General features: G+C 69.5%; 15 protein-coding genes. 6 read left to right on the forward strand and 9 right to left on the reverse strand.

What is annotated here, in order from left to right:
- Positions 1–222 (reverse strand): hypothetical protein (locus tag BHE75_RS24760; RefSeq protein ID WP_217494733.1); only part of this gene is annotated, 222 nt, incomplete at its 3' end.
- 277 nt (positions 223–499) lie between these two features.
- On the opposite strand from BHE75_RS24760, the gene BHE75_RS17420 reads away from it, so the two are divergent.
- Positions 500–2,080, forward strand: coding sequence for a hypothetical protein (locus tag BHE75_RS17420; protein ID WP_070934601.1), 1,581 nt, complete (start codon positions 500–502; stop codon positions 2,078–2,080).
- A gap of 5 nt (positions 2,081–2,085) precedes the next feature.
- On the opposite strand, the gene BHE75_RS17425 is transcribed toward BHE75_RS17420, so the two are convergent.
- Positions 2,086–3,489 (reverse strand): PLP-dependent aminotransferase family protein, encoded by a 1,404-nt coding sequence (locus BHE75_RS17425; RefSeq protein ID WP_070934602.1) that lies wholly within the window; start codon positions 3,487–3,489, stop codon positions 2,086–2,088.
- A 108-nt stretch (positions 3,490–3,597) separates the two neighbouring features.
- Between BHE75_RS17425 and BHE75_RS17430 the strand changes: the two genes are divergently transcribed.
- Positions 3,598–4,494 (forward strand): DMT family transporter, encoded by an 897-nt coding sequence (locus tag BHE75_RS17430; protein WP_070936040.1) that lies wholly within the window; start codon positions 3,598–3,600, stop codon positions 4,492–4,494.
- Positions 4,473–5,315 carry a PhzF family phenazine biosynthesis protein gene (locus BHE75_RS17435; RefSeq protein ID WP_070934603.1) on the forward strand — a complete coding sequence of 281 codons (843 nt, stop codon included), beginning with the start codon at positions 4,473–4,475 and terminating at the stop codon, positions 5,313–5,315. The genes BHE75_RS17430 and BHE75_RS17435 overlap by 22 nt, the downstream gene beginning before the upstream one ends.
- Positions 5,316–6,125: 810 nt before the next feature.
- Here the strand turns inward: BHE75_RS17435 and BHE75_RS17445 are convergent.
- The 6 genes from BHE75_RS17445 to tgt all read right to left on the reverse strand — a co-directional run bounded on the left by BHE75_RS17445 (position 6,126) and on the right by tgt (position 14,215).
- Positions 6,126–6,761 (reverse strand): YbhB/YbcL family Raf kinase inhibitor-like protein, encoded by a 636-nt coding sequence (locus BHE75_RS17445; protein WP_015458131.1) that lies wholly within the window; start codon positions 6,759–6,761, stop codon positions 6,126–6,128.
- Between the two features lie 91 nt (positions 6,762–6,852).
- Positions 6,853–10,179, reverse strand: coding sequence for an error-prone DNA polymerase (locus BHE75_RS17450; RefSeq protein WP_070934604.1), 3,327 nt, complete (start codon positions 10,177–10,179; stop codon positions 6,853–6,855).
- Positions 10,176–11,744, reverse strand: a complete 1,569-nt coding sequence (locus tag BHE75_RS17455; protein ID WP_191225254.1) for a Y-family DNA polymerase — start codon at positions 11,742–11,744, stop codon at positions 10,176–10,178. The genes BHE75_RS17450 and BHE75_RS17455 overlap by 4 nt, the downstream gene beginning before the upstream one ends.
- The gene (locus tag BHE75_RS23475) at positions 11,635–12,468 is read right to left on the reverse strand and encodes an ImuA family protein (protein ID WP_084653286.1); all 834 of its coding nucleotides are present in this window, start codon (positions 12,466–12,468) and stop codon (positions 11,635–11,637) included. Before BHE75_RS23475 ends, BHE75_RS17455 begins: the two co-directional genes overlap by 110 nt.
- Positions 12,469–12,560: 92 nt before the next feature.
- A complete protein-coding gene (locus BHE75_RS17460; RefSeq protein WP_070934606.1) occupies positions 12,561–13,088 on the reverse strand; it encodes a GNAT family N-acetyltransferase in 528 nt (175 codons plus the stop codon).
- Positions 13,085–14,215: a tRNA guanosine(34) transglycosylase Tgt gene (tgt, locus tag BHE75_RS17465; protein WP_015458136.1), complete on the reverse strand. Its 1,131-nt coding sequence runs from the start codon at positions 14,213–14,215 to the stop codon at positions 13,085–13,087. Before tgt ends, BHE75_RS17460 begins: the two co-directional genes overlap by 4 nt.
- A 111-nt stretch (positions 14,216–14,326) precedes the next feature.
- Between tgt and BHE75_RS17470 the strand changes: the two genes are divergently transcribed.
- The 3 genes from BHE75_RS17470 to pyrF all read left to right on the forward strand — a co-directional run bounded on the left by BHE75_RS17470 (position 14,327) and on the right by pyrF (position 17,715).
- Positions 14,327–16,630: a patatin-like protein gene (locus BHE75_RS17470; protein ID WP_015458137.1), complete on the forward strand. Its 2,304-nt coding sequence runs from the start codon at positions 14,327–14,329 to the stop codon at positions 16,628–16,630.
- A gap of 66 nt (positions 16,631–16,696) precedes the next feature.
- A complete protein-coding gene (locus tag BHE75_RS17475) occupies positions 16,697–17,044 on the forward strand; it encodes a lipopolysaccharide assembly protein LapA domain-containing protein (RefSeq protein ID WP_015458138.1) in 348 nt (115 codons plus the stop codon).
- On the forward strand, positions 17,041–17,715 hold the full coding sequence (gene pyrF / locus BHE75_RS17480) for an orotidine-5'-phosphate decarboxylase (RefSeq protein WP_015458139.1): 675 nt from the start codon (positions 17,041–17,043) through the stop codon (positions 17,713–17,715). The genes BHE75_RS17475 and pyrF overlap by 4 nt, the downstream gene beginning before the upstream one ends.
- 21 nt (positions 17,716–17,736) lie before the next feature.
- Here pyrF and BHE75_RS17485 read toward each other — a convergent pair whose 3' ends face one another.
- Positions 17,737–18,660, reverse strand: coding sequence for a LysR family transcriptional regulator (locus BHE75_RS17485; protein ID WP_015458140.1), 924 nt, complete (start codon positions 18,658–18,660; stop codon positions 17,737–17,739).
- Positions 18,661–18,707 lie beyond the last annotated feature (47 nt).

Here is an 18,707-nt window from a genome sequence, read left to right on the forward strand (position 1 = left end):
TCGTCCTTCTTGGATAGGAGGCCGCCTTCTGCGACCTGGACCGGAAGCGCCGGCCCACGACGGCCCGATACCCATCGGCCCGCCTTTCATTCTGGGAAGAACGGTCGGCCCGCCAAAGCGAGGCGGATGATTTTTCATGTTTAACAAATAATTAACCGCAATTTCCAGGCTATCCGACAGGGCAGCTGCAGCAGCGGGGATCAAGAAGGGCAGATCGGTCACCGATTCGGTGCCGCGCGGCCATGAATCCCGCCCACCCGCACCCTTGTTTCGTCATTGCGAAAAGATGACGCACGAGAAAATATGCCGCCGTGCAAAATAATTATCCGCCCCAAACGCTTGATCGTCCAATAATGGCTTTTGCGCATAGGGTGCACATGCTAACGCATATCGGCTTATCCGCTGTCCTTCGGCATGTAGCGATGGCGCAAGACGGCACATTCGGGACCAAGGGGAAGGTTCACGCATTCATCCGGGCGCGGGGGAAGCAGCAGGCGATATGCACAACCGCAAGGGAATATCCTATTATTTCCTGATAATAGTGATGGTGGCCATGATGGCGTGGCCCGCCATCGTAAATGGCCAGCCCTTTTTCTTCCCCGACACCACCACTTATGTGCGATCGGCCGACTTCCCGATCCATCTGGCCTCGGGCGGGCGCATCTCGACCGTCTGGACGCGATCGGAGGACGCGGCGGCGCATCGATCGCCCACGGCCAGGCCGGCGAGCCCCCCCGCCGACCAGGATGCGGCCGCCCCCAAGCGCGGCAACGATCTTTCCAGCGGCTTCATCATGGGCGGGCGATCGCCTTATTTCGGGTTCGGCCTCTACCTCACTTATGTGCTCAGCAATTTCTGGCTGTTCGTGGCGATCGGATCGATCCTGTCGCTATGGCTCGTCCGGCTGGCACTGCGGGCGATCGGCATCGAGGACGACCGGACCTTCCTGCTGACCGCCGCCCTGCTCGCGCTGCTGACGCCGCTCCCCTTCTACACATCCTATTTGCTGGCCGACATCTTCGCCGGGCTCGGCATGCTGGCGCTGGCGGTGCTCGCCGCCTCGCGCGGGCCGATGGGCCGGAGGGACCGGCTCGTTCTGGCGGGGCTGGTGATCCTGTGCATCATGTCGCATCCGACGCATGTCCTGATCATATTGGCGATGACGGTCACAGCGGCGATCATGGCCGCGTTCAGGCTGCTGCCCCGCGCCAATGCCCGCTTCGCGCTGGGCACCGGCGCGGTCGCCGTGGCGCTGGCCGTGGCGGGCACGATGCTGACCAATTTCGCGATCGAAAGGACATTCGGCCATCCGCCGCACATGGCGCCGCTGCTGACCGCCCGCTTCATCGGCGACGGGCCGGGCGCGCGCTATATCAGGGAATATTGCCCCGGCGCGGACTTCACGGTCTGCCGGTTCGCCGATCGGATCGCACCGACCTCCGGCGCCTTCCTCTGGTCCACGGACAAGCGTGACGGCGTCTTCCTCTTCGCCACCGACGCGGAGCGCAAGGCGCTGTCTGCCGAGGATATTCCCTTCGCGCTGGCGGTATTGAAGACCTATCCGATCGAACAGGCCGGCATGATCGTGAAGAACTCGCTCCTCCAGGCGGCGATGTTCGACGATCGCTGGCTGAACTATAGCTGCAAGGCGGAGGCGCGGTGCTGGCGCACGGTGCCCGAGCCGATCCGCCAGCGCATGGCGGCATCCCCGGCGGGCCGGGGCCTGTGGCCGACCGGGGCGCTCAGTATCATCCATTACGGCACGGTGGGCATCGCCCTGCTGACGATGGCGGCGGCGGGCATAGCGGCGCTGCGACGGCGGCGCGACGAGCGCGATCCGTTGACCGCCGGCGAACGCGCCGTCTGGGCATGGATCGCGCTGATCGCCGTGGGGCTTGCCGTCAACGCCTTCCTGGGCGGCGCGCTTTCCGATCCGCAGAGCCGTTATCAGGGCCGCGTGATCTGGCTGGTGCCGTTTACGGCGTGGATGCTGGTGATGGCGCGGCGGCAGTCACGCTCCGCCCCGGCATTCCAGGCGGTGCCGGCCACGCCGCTGGCCGAGGCGTCACCGGTCGCCTGATCGCCTCAGGCGGCCTCGCGCATCGCCTGCTTCAGCACCTCGAAGATCCTGGGATCGGCGCATTGCGCGACGTTGATGCGCATATGCTGGCCCGCCGTCTGCGAAAGGCTGAAGACGTTGCCCGGCGCCAGCACCACGCCCTGCCCCAGCGCGGTGCGGGCGAGATCGGCGGCATCGACGCCATCGGGCAGGCGGCACCATAGGAACATGCCGGCACGCGGCTCGATCCAGGGCCGGATGCCGATCGCGGCGAGCCGCGCCGCCGTCCGCTGCCGGGCGCGATGCAGGCGTTCGCGAAGCGCGGTGACATGGCGGCGATAGCTGCCGTCCTGAAGCGCGCGCGATACCAGCTCGGTCGAGAGGCGCGGCGCGCTGAAGGCGGTGGCGATCCGGAGGTCGAGCAGCCGTTCCAGCCAGTCGCGCCGGATGGCGACATAGCCGCACCGCACGCTGGCCGAGAGCGTCTTGGAGAAGCTGCCGATCTGGATGACGCGTTCCAGACCATCGAGCGCGGCGAGGCGGGGGGCGGGCTCATCCTCGAAATCGGCGAAGATATCGTCCTCGACGATGACGAGGTCATGCTGCTCCGCCAGCCGGAGCAGGCGATGCGCCACCGCCGGCGCCAGCGTCGCGCCGGTGGGATTGTGGACGCCGGAATTGGTGACGTAGAGGCGCGGGCGATGCTGGGCCAGCGCCTCGGCAAAGGCATCCATGTCCGGCCCCGAGGGCGTGAAGGGGATGCCGACGATCCGCGCGCGATGGGCGCGCAGCAGCGCGTGGAAGTTGAAATAGCAGGGATCGTCGACCAGCACGACGTCGCCGGGCTCGATCAGCATGCGGCAGAGCAGGTCGATCGCCTGCGTGCCGGATTCGGTGAGCATGATCTGGTCCGGGGCCGCCTCCACCCCGCGTTCGGCGAGCCGCCGCGACAATAATTGCCGGAGCGCCGGCAGGCCGAGCGGCGTGCCATAATCGACCAGCGCCCCTTCATCCGCCCTGGCCAACGCCCGCATCGCGCGGCGCAATATGTCCTCCGGCAGCCAGGAGGGCGGCAGCCAGCCGCAGCCCGGCTTGAGCGCGCCCTCCCCCGCCTCGAGCGACTGGCGCGACACCCAGAAGGGATCGACCGCGCGATCGAGCCGGGGGCCGACATCGGCTACCGATAGCGGCGGCAGATGCCCGGCCACATAGAAGCCCGACCCGCGCCGCGAATGGATGACGCCTTCGGCGGCCAGGCGATCATAGACCTCCACCACCGTCGACTTGGAAACCTGCGCCGAGGCGGCGAGCGCGCGGATCGAGGGCAGCTTCGCCCCCGGCAGCAAGGCCCGCGAGGCGATGCGCTGGCGCATGGCCCCGGCCAGCCGTTCGGTGAGCGAGCCCTGAGGCGCGGCAAGCGGCACATCCATCCTTATTGCTCCGTGAACCGGTACAGTTTGGTCGAACTGTATCGATCCGTACCTCGCGCCGCCAGCCCCGCCGCCGCATCGGGGAAAAAACACGGAATGGATCGCGCAATGGACCGGACGACGAGCGGGTGGATCAACGGATTGCTGGGCGTGCTGATATTCAGCGGATCGCTGCCGGCGACGCGGCTGGCGATGGGCGGTTTCGATCCGCTCTACCTGACGGCGGCGCGCGCGGCGATCGCCGGCGGCCTCGCGCTCGTCACGCTGGCCGCGATGCGCCAGCCCCGGCCCGCCCTTTCGGATATCGTGCCGCTGCTGGTGGTGGCGGGCGGCGTCGTGCTGGGCTTTCCGCTGCTGAGCGCGATGGCGCTGCGCCATATCGACACCGCCCATTCGATCATGTTCACCGGCCTGCTGCCGCTGGCCACCGCCATCTTCGCGGTGCTGCGCGGCGGCGAGCGGCCGGCACCCGCCTTCTGGCTGTTCGCGGCGCTGGGCAGCGCGGCCGTGACCGGATTCGCACTGCGCGACGGCGCCGGCACGGCATCGATGGGCGATGCGCTGATGCTGGCGGCGATCCTGGTCTGCGGACTAGGCTATGCCGAAGGCGCGGTGCTGGCGCGGCGGCTGGGCGGCTGGCAGGTGATCTGCTGGGCGCTGGTGCTGGCGCTGCCGGCGATGATCGGGCTGATGACGGCCCTGCCCGCGCCCCGATGGACGCAGGTGCCGCCCGCCGCCTGGGCCGGCCTGGCCTATGTCGCCCTGTTCAGCATGCTGATCGGCTTCGTCTTCTGGTATCGCGGGCTGGCCCTGGGCGGAATCGCCAGCGTCGGCCAGCTCCAGCTGCTCCAGCCGCTTTGCGGGCTGGCGCTGGCCGCCATCCTGATCGATGAGCCGATCGGCGGATCGATCGTCGCCATAACCATCGTCGTTGCCATCTGCGTTGCCGCCGCCCGGCATTTCGCCAAGAGGAGACCCGCTTTATGCCCCGCCCGTTCCAGCTGATCGACGTGTTCGGCGAATACCCCTTCTCCGGCAATCCGCTGGCGGTGGTGGCCGATGCGGAGGGGATCGACACCGATGCGATGCAGCGCATCACCCAATGGCTGAACCTTTCGGAAACCACCTTCCTGCTGCCGCCCACCACGCCCGAGGCCGATTATCGCGTGCGCATCTTCACGCTGGAACGCGAATTGCCCTTTGCCGGCCATCCGACGCTGGGCACCTGCCATGCCTGGCTGGCCGCGGGCGGCGTGCCCAAGCAATCGGGCAGGATCGTGCAGGAATGCGGCGCGGGCCTCGTCCCCATCCGCCAGGACGCGGCCGGCCTGGCCTTCGCCGCGCCGCCGCTGATCCGGACGGGCGCGGTGGACGAGGCGAGGCTGGAGGAGGTTGCGGCGTTTCTCCGCATATCCCGCGCCGAGATCGTGGATGCGCAATGGGTGGACAACGGGCCGGGCTGGATCGGCGTGATGCTGGCATCGGCGGAGGCGGTGCTGGCGGTCGAACCCGCGCGCAGCCATGGCGGCCGGATCGAGGTGGGCGTCGTCGGCCCGCATCCCGCCGGGCAGGACATCAGCTATGAACTGCGCGCCTTCTTCAGCGATCAGCATGGCGGCATCGTCGAGGATCCGGTGACGGGCAGCCTCAACGCTTCGGTGGCGCAATGGCTGTTCGCGTCGGGCCGGGTGCAGGGTTCCTACCGCGCCGCGCAGGGGACCCGGCTGGGGCGCACCGGACGCATCCGCGTCGATCGCGATGCGGACGGCACGATCTGGATCGGCGGGCGAACGGCGACGCTGTTCAGCGGCGAAACCGCCTTCTGATCGACCGGACGCCGGCGCCCGCCTATAAGCATCCGGCAACGGCGTCCCCGCACGCGCGCCGGGCGATCAGGACGGAAAGGCGGCTCCCCTTGCACATCGACCATCGGTTTCGCGGCCCTCCGCAGAGCGGCAATGGCGGCTATGTCGCCGGCCTGGTGGCGGCGCCGATCGGTGGATCGGGCTGCACGGTCACGCTGAAGCTGCCGCCGCCGCTGGCGACGGAGATGGAGCTTGCGCGGGACGGCGACGCCATCCGGCTGATCGACGACGAGGCCCTCGTCGCGCTGGCGGAACCGGCGGAGATCGCGATCGATGTGCCACCCCCGCCGGCCCTGCCCGTTGCCGAGAAAGCTTCCCGCCATTTCGCGGGCTTCGACGNGCATGTCTTTCCCGGCTGCTTCGTCTGCGGGCCGGAACGGGCGGAAGGCGATGGCCTGCGCATCTTCCCCGGCCCGGTCGGCGACGCGGCCGGGCAGGTCGCCGCCTTGTGGGTGGCCACCGCCGATCTGGCGGACGAGGGCGGCCATGTTCGCCCCGAATTCCTGTGGGCCGCGCTCGACTGCCCCGGCTATTTCGCGGTCCAGCCGCGATCGGGGCCGGCCGTGCTGGGGCGGATCGGCGTGATGATCCACGGCAGGCCACGGGCGGGCGAACCGCTGCTGGTGACCGGCTGGCCCATCGCCAGCGAAGGCCGCAAGCATCAGGCGGGCACCGCGATCCACGATCGCGACGGCCGCCTGATCGCCGCTGCGCTGGCAACCTGGATTTCGATCCGGGCCTGATCCGAGTCCGTCGTCCGGGCGATCCGGCCTAGCCGTGTCGCGCCACGGCACGCGGCACGGCCTTGCCGCCGCCGGTCATGGCCGCCTCGCCGCGCGAATAGGTGCCGACGAGAAGGCCCGCCGCCAGCACCTTGCCTTCCATCGCGTTGAGGAGCGCGGAGCGGCCGGGATGGCGACGGAACAGGGGCACGTCCGCCAGCGCGAAGAGCTGGAAGATATAATCGTGGCTGCCATGGCCGGCAGGGGGATCGGGGGGCAGCCAGCCTTCGCCGAACGCGCTGTTGCGGCCGATATCGCCGCCGCCGGCATCGCCCCCGCCATCCGCCCGGATCGCGCCTTCGGCCAGCCGGCGCTCGCCCGGCGGGATGCCGCAGACGATCGCATGCACCAGCGGATTGGGCGCGGGGGCGTCCGGGTCCTCGACGATCAGGGCCAGGCTGCGCGTGCCGAGGGGCACGCCGTTCCAGACGAGGGGCGGCGAGACGCCGGCGCCATCGGCGGTGAAGCGTTCGGGCAATCGCCCGCCATCGGGGAAAGCGGGGCTGGAAAGATCGATGTGCACGCCGGTTATCGTCAGTTCCGGCTGGACGATCGCCAGCTTGGCATGGCCCGCGCGGACATTGCGCATCAGCGCGCCGATCCATTGCGGCAGATGTTCCAGCATCGGGCGATCCCTCCCCTCTCCGGCCTGATGCCTGCACAACCGGCGAAGGGGTGGATTGGGTTCCATGAAATCGGCGGGCGATGACGCCCGATCAGTGGAAGTCGCGCGATTTCGGCAGGATGCGGACATTGCGGGGATGCGAGGCATGGGCCGGACGCGGCGGGAGCGCCGCTTCGCCCGGATCGGCCATGGGCCGGGGGCGATCGGCGGCGATCCCGTCCAGCGCGGCGGTGCGATCGACGATCCGCGTGGCGATCAGATGCGCCACGCCCTCGCGGCTTTTCTGCAGCTCGCCCGTCACCTCCATCAGGCGGGATGCCATGACGGCGCGGCGATAGCGTTCGAACAGCCGCGCCCAGATCAGCACGTTGGTGATGCCGGTCTCATCCTCCAGCGTGACGAACACGGCATTGCCCTTGCCCGGCCGCTGGCGGATCAGCACCACGCCCGCCACCCTTATTTGCGCGCCATTCTTCGCCTGCTCCGCCTCCGCGCAGCTCAGCACGCCCGCGCGGCGGAAGCGATCGCGCAGGAAGGTCATCGGATGATCCTTCAGCGACAGGCGCGTCACCTGATAATCAGTCATCACATGTTCGGCGAGCGGCATGGCGGGAAGCGCGGCATCCGCCTCATCCCCCAGTTCCCGCGCGGCGGCGGCGGCGAACAAAGGCAGCTCGCCCGCAGGCGTGCGCCGCGCCTCCCACAGCGCCTCGCGCCGGTCCAGCGCGATCGACCGGCAGGCATCGGCATCGGCCAGCAGGCGCAGCGCGCGCGCCGGCAGGCCGGCATCGCGGGCCAGCGCCTCGACGCTGGCGATCGGCCCGCGGGCGCGGGCATCGGCCAGCGCCACCCCCCACTCCTCCCGAAAGCCATCGATCTGGCGCAGCCCCAGCCGCAGGGCGAGGCGGCCATCCTCCTCCCGTTCCAGGCCGTTGTCCCAGAAGCTGGCATTGATATCGATCGGCCGCACCTCCACCCCATGATCGCGGGCGCAGCGCACGATCTGGGCGGGCGCATAGAAGCCCATGGGCTGCGAATTGAGCAGGGCGCAGGCGAACACCGCCGGCTGGTGGCATTTGAGCCAGGCCGAGACATAGACCAGCTTGGCGAAGGACTGGGCGTGGCTTTCGGGGAAGCCATAGCTGCCGAAGCCTTCGATCTGCTTGAAGCAGCGGGCGGCGAAATCGGGTTCGTAACCGCGCCCCACCATCCCCCCGATCATCTTTTCGCGGAACCTGTGGATGGTGCCGACATTGCGGAACGTCGCCATCGCCCGGCGCAGCTCGTTCGCCTCGTCCGCGGTGAAGCCGGCGGCGATGATGGCGAGCTTCATCGCCTGTTCCTGGAACAGAGGGACGCCGAAGGTCTTGCCGAGCACCTCGCGCAATTCATCCGGATTGTCGCGCGATCCGGGCAGGTCCGCTTTCTCCTGCCCGGCGCGGCGGCGGAGATAGGGGTGGACCATGTCGCCCTCGATCGGCCCCGGCCGCACGATCGCGACCTGGATGACGAGATCGTAGAACTCCCTGGGCCGGAGGCGGGGCAGCATGTTGATCTGGGCGCGGCTTTCCACCTGGAACACGCCGATGCTGTCGCCCTTGCACAGCATGTCGTAGGTGGCCTTGTCCTCCTTCGGCACGGTTTCCAACATGAGATCGCCCTCGCCATGCCGGCGCATCAGATCGAAGGCCTTGCGGATGCAGGTGAGCATGCCGAGCGCCAGCACATCGACCTTCATCAGCCCCAGCGCGTCGATATCGTCCTTGTCCCATTCGATGAAGGTGCGGTCCTCCATCGCGGCATTGTGGATCGGCACGGTCTCGTCCAGCCGGTCCTCGGTCAGCACGAAGCCGCCGACATGCTGGGAAAGGTGGCGCGGGAATTTGAGAAGCTGGCCGACCAGCGCCCGCAGCCGCGCCATTTCGGGATTGGCGGCATCGAAGCCCGCCTCGGCGAAGCGGCCGTCCGGCACCTCGCCGCCATAGCTGCCCCAGCTCGTATCGGCGAGGCGCGCGGTCACATCCTCCGACAGGCCGAGCGCCTTGCCCACCTCCCGCAGGGTGCTGCGCGGGCGATAATGGATGACGGTGGCGGCGATGCCAGCGCGGTGGCGGCCGTAGCGTTCATAGACATATTGCATCACCTCCTCGCGCCGCTCATGCTCGAAATCCACGTCGATATCGGGCGGCTCGCCCCGCTGTTCGGACAGGAAGCGCGAGAAGAGCAGGTTGTTTTCGACCGGATCGATCGGGGTGACGCCCAGCAGGTAGCAGACCAGCGAATTGGCCGCCGATCCCCGCCCCTGGCAGAGGATCGGGGGATCCCGCGTGCGCGCGAACCTCACGATGTCGTGCACCGTCAGGAAATAATAAGCGTAGTTGCGGGCGCGGATCAGGCTCAGTTCCTCATCCAGCACCTTCTGCACCTTGGCCGGGATGCCACCGGGATGCTGGGCATTCGCCGCCGCCAGCACCAGATGTTCCAGCCAGCCCTGCGGGGTCCAGCCTTCGGGCACGGGTTCGTGCGGATATTCGTAGGCGAGCTGATCGAGATCGAAATGGATGCGGGCAAGGATGTCCGCCGATGCCGCCACGGCTTCCGGGCAGGCGCGGAACAGGCGCGCCATTTCGGCGGGCGGCTTCAGATGGCGTTCGGCATTGGCATGGAGGAGCCGGCCGGCCTCGGCGATCGTCACCCCTTCGCGGATGCAGGTGACGACATCGTGGAGCGGCCGCTGTTCCGGCCCGGCATAAAGCGCATCGCAGGTGGCGAGCAGCGGCACGCCCGCCCGCACGCCCAGCGCCGCCAGCCCGGCCAGCCGGCGATGATCGCGGCCCTCGCGCGGCATGGTCGCCCCCAGCCAGACCGCGCCGGGGCAGGCATCGGCCAGCCGGCGGAGCACGAATTCGTCCGCGTCGCCGGCCATCACGATCAGCAGCAGATCCTGGCAATAAGCCAGCAGATCGGCGAAATGGAGGATGCAATCGCCCTTCTCCGCCCGCCGGTTGCCGAGCGTGAGCAGGCGGGTGAGCCGCCCCCAGCCGTAGCGGGTGGCGGGATAGGCGACGATATCCGGCGTGCCATCGGCGAAGACCAGCCGCGCGCCGACGGCGAGGCGGAAATCGAGGGGCCTCGCCTCTTCCCCATTCTCCTCCTGCGCGGCCGCGAGCGCCGCCTTGGCTTCCTTCAGCGCGACATGGGCGCGCACCACGCCGGCCACGGTGTTGCGATCGGCGATGCCGATGCCGGCCATGCCGAGGCCGATCGCGCGCGCCACCATGTCCGCCGGATGGGATGCGCCGCGCAGGAAGGAATAATTGGTGGCGGCGACCATCTCGGCAAAGCCGGCATCGGCTTCCTCGCCCCCCGACGGCCGATCGCCGGCGGGGCGGCGGAAAGGCGTGACCCCATCCGTCATGCAAAAACCCCGTGGAGATACCAGGCGGGATCGGCCTTCTCCTCGTAAAGGCCGTGGCGGAAGATCCAGAAGCGGCGGCCGCGCGCATCCTCCACCCGATAATAATCGCGGGTCAGCCCCGGCCGGTCGATCGCGCCATCGGCCCGCTGCCACCATTCGGCGGCGATCCGTTCCGGCCCCTCGAAGCGGCGCACTTCATGCGCGTCGCGCCGCCAGCGGAAGCGGTGGGGCGGGCCATCGGGCACCTCGGCGATCACATCGATCGGCTGGGGCGGATCGAACAGATGGATGGGCCGCAGCGGCGGATCGCCGGGGCCGGCCGCATCCCAGGCGGCGGGCGGCGGGGCGGCCACCGCCGGCAAGGCGAGCTGGGCCTGTTCGGGAATATGCGTGTCGCGCGGCACCAGCCGCCGCACCCGGCCCCGGCCCAGCCGCGTGCTCAGCCGATCGACCAGCGCCGCGATCTCCGCCTCATGGGTGGCGCCGCCTTCCAGCCGCAGCTGGGCGGCCGCCAGCGGCTCGACCAGGGGCACTGACAGCCGGACCATATCGAAGCCGAAGCCGGGATCGATCGGATCATCGAGCGCGCCGATCCGTTCGCGGAACAGCCGCATCACCATCGCCGGATCGCGCGTCGGCCGGCTGGTCTCCACCCGGATCGACCGCGCCAGCCCGTCGCTGCGGAAGAACATGCCTTCGAACCGCCGGCCGCCGGCCTTGCGTTCCTCCAGCAGCCGCTTCGCCTCGCCGGCCAGTTCCTCCAGCACCGCCAGCGCATATTCGGTGCGGGCGATCGGCTCGGCAAAGCGGCGCTCGATGCCGATCGTCGGCGGCGTGCGGCGCGGGACGATCGGGCTGTCCGCCTCGCCCAGCAGGCGGCGGAGCGCCATCACCGCATCGCCGCCGAAACGCGCGGCGATCCCCGCCAGCGGCCGGCAGGCAAGATCGCCCACCAGCTTCAGCCCGGCGCGGCGCAGGCCCAGCTCCGCTTCGGGATCGAGGCCCAGCGCCGCCACCGGCAGCCGGCGGATCGCGGTCGCCTCATCGGCGGCCGGCACCGTCTGGAACCGGGCCAGCGCGCGGGCGCCGGCGGCATTGCCGGCCAGCGCATGGCGCACCGCCAGCCCGCTTTGCGCCAGGCGCGCCTCGATATCGGCCACCAGCCCCGCCTCGCCCCCGAACAGATGCGCGCAGCCGCTGATATCGAGCAGCAGGCCATCCGGCGCATCCACCGCCACCATCGGGGTGTAACGGCCGCAGCCTTCGGCCAGCGCCTCCAGCCAGGCGAGATCGGCATCGGGATCATGATCCGCCACGGCGAGGTCCGGCACGCGGGCGCGCGCATCGGCCAGCGGCAGGCCCGGCTCCAGCCCGAGCGCCAGCGCCTGCGCATCCACCGCCGCCAGCCGCAGCGCACCCTTCACCTTCTCGACGAAGGCGAGCGGCGCCTGCGCTTCAGGCGATGCGCCGGTCCGCCGTCGCGCCGCCCGCAGCCGATCCGCGGGAAGGAAGGGGAACCACAGCGCCAGGCAGCGCCGGTTCCCGGATGGCTTCGCGGAAGACAATGCGTTCACGATCCCACTCCACGCGCCAGCGGAGATCGGCGATCCCGCTCCGCTGCCGCAGCAATTCCACTTCGAAGGCCGCCTGCCCCGGCGCATTGGCCGCCAGCGCCCGCGAAGGCGCGGCGCGCACCCGCCAGCGGGTGTCGGCGGCGCTGGGCGAGGCCCGCGCGTCGATCCTGAGCAACAGCATCGGCACGCCCGAATCCTCCGCCGCCAGGGTCAGCCGGCGGGTGGCCGTGAGGTCCAGCACCCGCGGATCGCCCCAGCATTCCACCACCACCACCGCCAGGCCGGGGCAGCGGGCGGCATCGCCGGCCCCGCGCAGCAGCGCCACCGGATCGGGCGCGACCGCCAGCAGCAGCCCGTCCGCCGCCCCGCCCAGATCGGCGAGGCCGGGGGCATAAAGGCCGCCGCTGCGCCGTTCCGCCTCGTCGCAGCGCAGCCAGAGCAGCCCTTCGCCGGGATGCGCATCGGCATCGCCATCCGCCATCTCCGCCGTCCGCGCGCGTAGCGCCAGCATCGCCGCGAAGCCGGCGGCGCTGCCCGCCTCGCCCGCATCGGCGGCGAAAATCTCATGCAGCCGCCCCCGCGCCAGCCCACCGCCCAGCGCGCCGTCGATGCCGCCATGGCCGGTGACGATCCGCCCCGCTTCCGCCGGAGCGGCGCCGGCCAGCATCGCGATCCGGCCGCGCAGGGCGGCAAGGGAGGGGTGCGACTCGTGCATGACAAATGTTCCTGATATGTTCCATATCAGGCCCCGATCCGGCCACTGTCAAGCGGACCGGCCAGTCATCGGAAAAGGAAGGGAAAAGCCCCTCAGCCCCGCGAAGCCGGCCGGCGCAGGATGAATTCCTCGTCGCGCCAGCTGCCGACCGGGAACTGATATTCGCCGGCCTTTTCGAAGCCCAGCGCCGTATAGAGACGCTGCGCCTTCAGGTTGCCGGACCAGACGCCGATCCAGATCGCCGCCGGCTGCCTGGCCTCCATCCAGCCGAGCGCGGTTTCGAGCATCCGGCCGCCCAGCCCCAGCCCCTGCGCGGACCGGAGCAGGTAGAGCTGCTTCAGCTCCATGTCCCCGGTCGCCACATCGGCATGGGGCAGGCCGCACGGCCCCGCGACCGCGAAGCCGATCGCCACGCCGCCTTGTTCCGCCACCCACACGCCATGATCGGTATCGGCGATGCGCGCCGCGAAGATGGCGGGCGCCAGCTTCTCGGCGACATAGGCATCGCGGTCCGCCGGCGGATAGGGAATGCCGAAGCCTTCGACGAAGGTTTCGAAGAAGGTCGCCACCGCCAGATCGGAAAGCGCCGCCGCATCCCCGGCGCGGGCCGGGCGGATCATGCCTTGTTCCCCTTGTATCGCGCGCGGAAGCCATCGGCGAACGCCGTCAGCCGCCCCTCGGCGATCGCCGCGCGCAGCTCCGCCATCAGCCGCTGGTAGAACCAGAGATTATGCTCGGTCATCAGCATCGCGCCCAGCATCTCGCCCGATTTGACAAGATGGTGGAGATAGGCGCGGCTCCACGGCGCGATCGGCGATTCGGGGTCGATCGGGGCCAGATCCTCGGCATATTTGGCGTTGCGGATGTTGATCGGCCCGTCCCAGGTGAAGGCCTGGCCGTTGCGGCCGGATCGCGTGGGCAGCACGCAATCGAACATGTCGATGCCGCGTTCCACCGCGCCGACGATATCGTCGGGCTTGCCGACGCCCATCAGGTAGCGGGGCCGATCCGCCGGCAGCATGTCCACCGCGAAATCCAGCACGCGGAACATCTCCGCCTGCCCTTCGCCCACCGCGAGCCCGCCGATCGCATAGCCGTCGAAGCCGATGCCGGTCAGCGCCTCGCTGGAACGGCGGCGCAGATCCTCCTCCATCGATCCCTGCTGGATGCCGAACAAGGCGGAGGAAGCCGCATGATCGCCGCCGGCATCGAAGGCGTCGCGCGATCGCTTCGCCCAGCGCATCGATCGTTCCATGGAGGATTCGGCGCGGTCGCGCGTCGCCGGAAAGGGCGTGCATTCGTCGAACGCCATCACGATGTCAGACCCCAGCAGCCGCTGGATCTCCATCGATCGTTCCGGGGTCAGCATGTGGCGGGAACCATCGAGGTGCGATTTGAACGCCACCCCTTCCTCGGTGATCTTCGCGAGATCGCTGAGGCTCATCACCTGATAGCCGCCGCTGTCGGTCAGGATCGGCCGGTCCCACTGCATGAAATCATGCAGGCCGCCCAGCCGGGCCATCCGCTCCGCACCGGGGCGGAGCATGAGGTGGTAGGTGTTGCCCAGGATGATATCCGCCCCGATCGCGCGCACGCCTTCGGGCTTCATGCCCTTGACGGTGGCGGCGGTGCCCACCGGCATGAAGGCCGGCGTGCGGATATCGCCACGCCGCATGGCGAGCGTGCCGGTGCGCGCGGCGCCATCGGTGGCGGCCACGCTGAACTGGAAACGGGGACGATCGGTCATGGCTGCGCCCCATGCCGCGTGCGGGCGCGAGAGTCGAGATGGCTCCCGCCACGGCCACTGCGCCGCATGCCCCCTTTCCATCCCCACCCCGCCCGTGCCACACCCCGGCCCATGCGGGAGAAGGAGTTACGGCTGGCGCTGGTCTGCTATGGCGGGATCAGCCTGGCCGTCTACATGCACGGCATCACGCTGGAGGTATGGCGGCTGGCGCGGGCGAGCCGGGCCTTCCATGCCGGCGAGGATTGCGCGGCGGGCAGCGAATCCATCTATCGCGAGCTTCTGGAGACGATCGAGCGGGAGACCGGCGTCCGGCTGCGCGTGCTGATCGATATCGTCGCGGGCGCGAGCGCGGGGGGCATCAACGGGGTGTTCCTGGCGCAGGCGATCGCGCGGGGGCAATCGCTGGAGCCGCTGACCGAGCTGTGGCTGGAGAAGGCCGATGTCGACGTGCTGCTCGATCCCGACGCCCGGCCGCTCTCCCGCGCCACCAAGATGTGGGCGGCGCCGATCGCCTGGTGGGCGGCGGGCAAGCGCGGCGGCACGATCGAGCGCACCGTCGATGCCGAGGCGCGCGAGGAGATACGGACCAAGCTGTCGCGCTTCGTGCGGGCCCGCTGGTTCGAACCGCCCTTCGGCGGCGGGATATTCTCCGGCCTGATCCTCGATGCGCTGGATGCGATGGCGGAAACGGGGGACGGCGATCCGCTGCTGCCGCCGGGCCAGCCGCTCGACCTGTTCGTCACTGTCACCGATTTCCACGGCCATCCCGAGCGGTTGGCGCTCAATTCCCCGCCCGAGATCGTGGAGACCGAGCATCGGCTGAAGATCAGCTTCAGCGATCACGGCCTTTCCCCCCGGCGGCTGGGCGACGTGCCCGACCTCGTCTTCGCCGCGCGGGCGACGGCGAGCTTCCCCGGCGCCTTCCCGCCCTTCACCGTGGCGGAGCTGGACGGGGTACTGGAAGCGCGCGACCGGACCTGGCCGGGGCGCGAGGCCTTCCTCACGCGCGCCCTGCCCCGCCACGCCGCGATCGGGACGACCGGGGATGCGGTGCTGATCGACGGATCGGTGCTGGCCAACGCCCCCTTCGGCCCGGCGACGGATGCGCTGAAGGATCGCCCGGCGCGGCGCGAGGTCGATCGCCGCATGGTCTATATCGATCCCAAGCCCGGCGCCCATTCGATCCGCATCGGCCGCGGCGAGAACGAGCTGCCGGGCTTCTTCGCCACCATCTTCGGCGCGCTTTCCGATATCCCGCGCGAACAGCCGATCGGCGACAATCTGGATGCGATCGCGGCGCGATCCGCCCGCATCCGCCGCATGCGCCGGATCGTCGAGGCGATCCGGCCGGAGGTGGAAGGGGCGATCGACAGCCTGTTCGGCCGCACCTTCTTCCTCGACAGCCCCACGCCCGGCCGGCTCGCCGCCTGGCGCGCCAAGGCGCAGGACGCCGCCGCCAGGCGCGCGGGCTATGCCTATGCCGCCTACGGCCACCTCAAGCTTTCGGGCGTGGTGGAGGACATGATCGACCAGATCGCCACGCTGGCGGGCGGCGACCGGCTGCGCCACATCGATATCCGCCGGGCGATATGGGCGGAGGTGCGGAGCATCGGCATCACCGAGCCGGGGGCGCTTTCCTCGAACGGGGCCAGCCCGGCCGCCATCCTGTTCTTCCGCGATCATGATCTGGGCTTCCGCATCCGCCGCCTGCGCAGCGTGATCCGCCGCATCAGCGAGGTGGAGGAGCAATCCGCGACGGAGATACCCGCCCTTCAGGCGGCGCGCGACGCGGCCTATGCCGCGCTCGCCCTTTATCTCGACCGGCAGATGGACGATTTCTTCGGACCGGAGACCATCGCCGCCGCCGCCAAGGCCACGCAGGCGCCGGCCGCGGCCATGGCCGCCATCGCCGCGGCGCGCGACCTCAGGCTGGTGGACGAGCGGGCCGATGACATCATGGCCACCGCGCTTTCCGCGCTTCCCAAGGCGGAACGCCGCATCGTGCTGCTCACCTATCTGGGCTTTCCCTTCTACGATATCGCGACGCTGCCACTGATCCACGTCGAGGGCACGGACGAGTTCAATCCCATATTGGTCGACCGCATTTCCCCGGACGATTGCTCCGCCATCCGCGAAGGCGGCGCGGAGGCGACGCTGAAGGGCATACAGTTCAACAGCTTCGGCGCCTTCTTCAGCCGCAACTATCGCGAGAATGATTATCTGTGGGGCCGGCTGCACGGCGCCGAACGGCTGATCGACATCGTCGTTTCCGCCCTGCCGCCCGGCATCACCCTGCCGCCCGGAACGATAACGGGCCTCCGGAAACGCGCCTTCCGGGCGATCCTCGCGCAGGAACGGCCGCGCCTCAAATCCATCCAGCCATTGTTCGACCAGCTCGAAAGGGAGGTGGGTTAACCCACCAGCCCCTTTGCCAAAGGCGCGCCTTTCTGCCTAAAAGGTGCGATCAAGGAGACAGGGTCGATGCAATTCCTCCGAACCTTGTTCTGGGTCGTTATCGCGGTGATCGCGGTGATCTTCGCGACGCGGAACTGGAATACGGTGACGATCAATCTGTGGGGCGGCCTGCAAGCGGACGTGAAGCTGCCGATGCTGATATTCGGCGCCTTCTTCATCGGCCTGATCCCGCCATGGATCCTGCACCGCACCACCCGCTGGACGCTGCGCCGCCGCCTGGAAAGCGCGGAACGCGCCCTGGCCGAGGCGCGCGGCCCCGCGCCGATCCCGGCGGCCCCGGCCCCCCAGGCCCCCAACATCATCGAAGCGACGCCTTCGCCCTCCACCATCCCCGTTCCGCCGGCGGTATCATGACGAGCCCGATCTACGTTGCCCTCGACACGCCCGATATCGACCGGGCGATGGCCATCGCCACCCGCATCCGCAACCATGTGGGCGGGATCAAGCTGGGGCTGGAATTCTTCTGCGCCAACGGCCGGGCCGGGGTGAAGGAGATGGCGGCGCTGGACCTGCCGATCTTCCTGGACCTGAAGCTGCACGACATCCCCAACACCGTCGCCAAGGCGGTGCAGGCGCTGCGCCCGCTCGATCCCGCGATCCTGACGGTGCACGCGGCCGGCGGGCGGGCGATGATGGAGGATGCCAAGGCGGCCGCCCCCACCGGCACCAAGGTGGTGGCGGTGACGATGCTCACCAGCCTGGACGGGGCGGACATGCAGTCGATCGGCCTGCCGCCCGATCCGCATGCCCAGGTCGAGCGGCTGGCCGCGCTGGCGCGCGACGCCGGGATCGACGGCATCGTCTGTTCGGGCAATGAGGTGGCCGCCGCCCGCGCGATCTGGCCGGAAGGCTTCTTCGTGGTGCCCGGCGTCCGCCCGGCCGATGGCGACGCGGGCGACCAGAAAAGGGTGATGACGCCGCGCGCCGCGCTGGACGCCGGCGCATCCGTGCTCGTGATCGGCCGCCCGATCACCCAGGCGGACGATCCCGATCGGGCCGCCCGCGCGATCGAAGCGACGCTTTGAGGCAGGCGGCCGGCGCCGCGATCAGGCGGCGGCGGCCACCGGCTCGGGTTCGCCCAGCGCCTTCAGCTTCGCTTCCAGCAGGCCCAGCAGCCGCATCGGCGCGCCATCGAGCTGGCGGCCGAGCCGGTGGATCAGGCTGACCGCGCTGTCCTTCAATTCCGGGTCGCACAGCGGACGGGCGACCAGCGATCCCTCCCCGATTTCGGCAAGCGCGCAGATGCGGGGCAGCACCGTGACCATCCGGCCGGCCTTGGCGGTTTCCCGCATCATGTGGAGCGACGCCGTCACCAGCCGCGGCTCCAGATAGGCCTGGGCGCGGCGCTCGGCATCGTCCAGCAGGGCGCGCGTGGGAAATCCCTTCGGCGGCAGGCAGAGGTCGAAACCGGCGAGATCCCCGATCGTCGGCGCTTCCAGCCGCGCCGCCGGATGGCGCGGCGCGCAGAGCAGCATCAGGGGCTGGCTGATCGTGGCGCGGACGCGGATCTTGGGCTCGTTGGTGCCGTTGAGGATCAGGCCGATATGCGCCTCGTCCTCCAGCACCATGCGGACGAGATCGGCATCCGCGCCCGTCGCGATCGTGATGGTCACGCCGGGGTTGCGGCGCTGGAAGCCATCGATCACGGCGTTGAAGGCGGGGCCGAAAAACCCCTCGCCCACGGCCAGGTTGATGCGGCCGGTCCGCACCTCGCGCAGTGCGTGGATCTGGCTCAGCAAAGCCTCGCGATCGGCAAGCTGGCTGCGATAATATTCGTAGGTCAGCCGCCCGGCATCGGTCAGCCGGATCGAGCGGCGCCCCCGTTCGATCAGCGAAATGCCCATTTCGCTTTCAAGCTGCGCGATCTGCCGGCTGATGGACGATACGGCGACACCGATCTTGTCGCTGGCCAGGCGCATGGAACCGAGGCTCGCCGCCTCGTAGAAATAGTGCAGAGCATTGTCCCACATAGTTTGCGACCCCTTTGTGGATAGGCGGGCCTTTGCGGCTCCTGCCC

It is taken from the genome of Edaphosphingomonas haloaromaticamans, from assembly GCF_001853345.1.
Classification (GTDB): Bacteria; Pseudomonadota; Alphaproteobacteria; order Sphingomonadales; family Sphingomonadaceae; genus Sphingomonas_E; species Sphingomonas_E fennica.

Bases quoted from the DNA above. Each gene is read 5' to 3' on its own strand.
- pyrF (WP_015458139.1), top strand. From the start codon at position 17,041: ATGACGAGCCCGATCTACGTTGCCCTCGACACGCCCGATATCGACCGG.
- BHE75_RS17475 (WP_015458138.1), top strand. From the start codon at position 16,697: ATGCAATTCCTCCGAACCTTGTTCTGGGTCGTTATCGCGGTGATCGCG.
- BHE75_RS17450 (WP_070934604.1), bottom strand. From the start codon at position 10,179: ATGACGGATGGGGTCACGCCTTTCCGCCGCCCCGCCGGCGATCGGCCG.
- BHE75_RS17485 (WP_015458140.1), bottom strand. From the start codon at position 18,660: ATGTGGGACAATGCTCTGCACTATTTCTACGAGGCGGCGAGCCTCGGT.
- BHE75_RS17435 (WP_070934603.1), top strand. From the start codon at position 4,473: ATGCCCCGCCCGTTCCAGCTGATCGACGTGTTCGGCGAATACCCCTTC.
- BHE75_RS17460 (WP_070934606.1), bottom strand. From the start codon at position 13,088: ATGATCCGCCCGGCCCGCGCCGGGGATGCGGCGGCGCTTTCCGATCTG.
- BHE75_RS23475 (WP_084653286.1), bottom strand. From the start codon at position 12,468: ATGCACGAGTCGCACCCCTCCCTTGCCGCCCTGCGCGGCCGGATCGCG.
- tgt (WP_015458136.1), bottom strand. From the start codon at position 14,215: ATGACCGATCGTCCCCGTTTCCAGTTCAGCGTGGCCGCCACCGATGGC.
- BHE75_RS17470 (WP_015458137.1), top strand. From the start codon at position 14,327: ATGCGGGAGAAGGAGTTACGGCTGGCGCTGGTCTGCTATGGCGGGATC.
- BHE75_RS17425 (WP_070934602.1), bottom strand. From the start codon at position 3,489: ATGGATGTGCCGCTTGCCGCGCCTCAGGGCTCGCTCACCGAACGGCTG.
- BHE75_RS17445 (WP_015458131.1), bottom strand. From the start codon at position 6,761: ATGCTGGAACATCTGCCGCAATGGATCGGCGCGCTGATGCGCAATGTC.
- BHE75_RS17420 (WP_070934601.1), top strand. From the start codon at position 500: ATGCACAACCGCAAGGGAATATCCTATTATTTCCTGATAATAGTGATG.
- BHE75_RS17430 (WP_070936040.1), top strand. From the start codon at position 3,598: ATGGACCGGACGACGAGCGGGTGGATCAACGGATTGCTGGGCGTGCTG.